The organism is Streptomyces sp. NPDC057271 (genome assembly GCF_042668715.1).
GTDB lineage: Bacteria > Actinomycetota > Actinomycetes > Streptomycetales > Streptomycetaceae > Streptomyces.
Genome location: NZ_JBHUYJ010000254.1, coordinates 1 through 1,328 on the forward strand (window position 1 = coordinate 1; position 1,328 = coordinate 1,328).

General features: G+C 67.1%; 1 protein-coding gene. It reads left to right on the top strand.

Going from position 1 to position 1,328, the window contains the following annotated elements; genetic code table 11:
• The first annotated feature begins 241 nt into the window (after positions 1-241).
• Positions 242-1,309 carry an IS110 family transposase gene (locus ACFUJR_RS39300; RefSeq protein ID WP_383181775.1) on the top strand — a complete coding sequence of 356 codons (1,068 nt, stop codon included), beginning with the start codon at positions 242-244 and terminating at the stop codon, positions 1,307-1,309.
• The last annotated feature ends 19 nt before the right edge of the window (positions 1,310-1,328 follow it).

The following is a 1,328-nucleotide window of genomic DNA, read 5'->3' on the forward strand; positions in this document are numbered from 1 at the left end:
CAAACGACAGTGAGGATGGATGCTGGCACCGTCCGACGGCCTGACTCTCCAAACGACTGACGCTCAGGCTGTCCTTGATGAGAATTGTCGGCCGACCGGGCGGTGCCGTCTGGCGCGTGGCCGGCCGGGCTTTTGTGACTTCATAGGAGCCTGGCTAGAGGTCCCATCACTGTCTTGTCCGTCTGCCCGACCGGCTCGTGCCCTCCCGTACTCGGCAGTCGGAAAGGCAGCACAACCCAGCATGACAGCAGATGAGATAGCGGTGATCGGGGGCGTCGACACCCACACCGACCTCCACCAGGCGGCGGTCATCGACAGTATCGGCCGGCACCTTGCGACCGAAGCGTTCGAGACCACCCCGGACGGGTACCGGCGGCTGCTGGACTGGCTACGCTCACATGGCGAGGTACTCGCCCTCGGCATGGAGGGCACCGGCGCCTACGGCGCCGAACTCGCCCGCTTTCTGACCGCTCACGGCGTCACAGTGGTGGAGGTGGACCGGCCCGACCGCAAGGCCCGCCGCACCAACGGCAAGTCCGATCCCATCGACGCCTACGCGGCCGCGACCGCGGTCCTGTCCGGCCGGGCCACGGGAACTCCCAAGAGCCGCGACGGGATCGTGGAAGCGATCCGGGTCCTGCGCGTGACCCGCAAGAGCGCGGTCAAGGCCCGCACCCAGACCATCAACCAGATCCGCACCCTCATCGTCACCGCCCCTTCCGAAGTACGCGACAAACTGCGCGGCTTGTCCGCACGCGAGTTGATCGACACACTCGCCCGTTCCCGTCCCACCGGCGATCTCGCCGGCCCCACCTGTGCGGTCAGGACAGCACTCCGGCGGCTCGCCCGCCGCCACCAAGTGCTTGACGAGGAGATCAAGGATGCGGACAAAGAGATCGGACCGCTGGTCACCCAGGCCGCACCCCGGCTCGTCGCGCTGCCCGGGGTCGGACCTGAAACTGCCGGCCAGCTACTGACGAGCGCGGGTGACAATCCGGACCGGCTCCGCTCCGAAGCAGCCTTCGCACACCTCTGCGGAGCGGCCCCCGTCCCCGCGAGCTCCGGCCGGACCAACCGCCACCGCCTCAATCGGGGCGGCGACCGCGCAGCCAACAACGCCTTGCACACCATCGTCCTGGTCCGCATGAAATGCGACCAGCGCACCCAGGAGTACGTCGTCCGACGCACCGCAGAGGGCATGGTCAAGAAGGACATCATGCGTTGCCTGAAACGGTTCGTCGCCCGCGAGATCTACCGCCACCTACCCCACGTGATCCACACCGCCCGAAAGCTCCCACAGACCACTTGACGATCTATAGGAGCTTCTC

Coding starts and splice junctions, on each gene's coding strand:
- ACFUJR_RS39300 (WP_383181775.1), top strand. CDS start 242: ATGACAGCAGATGAGATAGCGGTGATCGGGGGCGTCGACACCCACACC.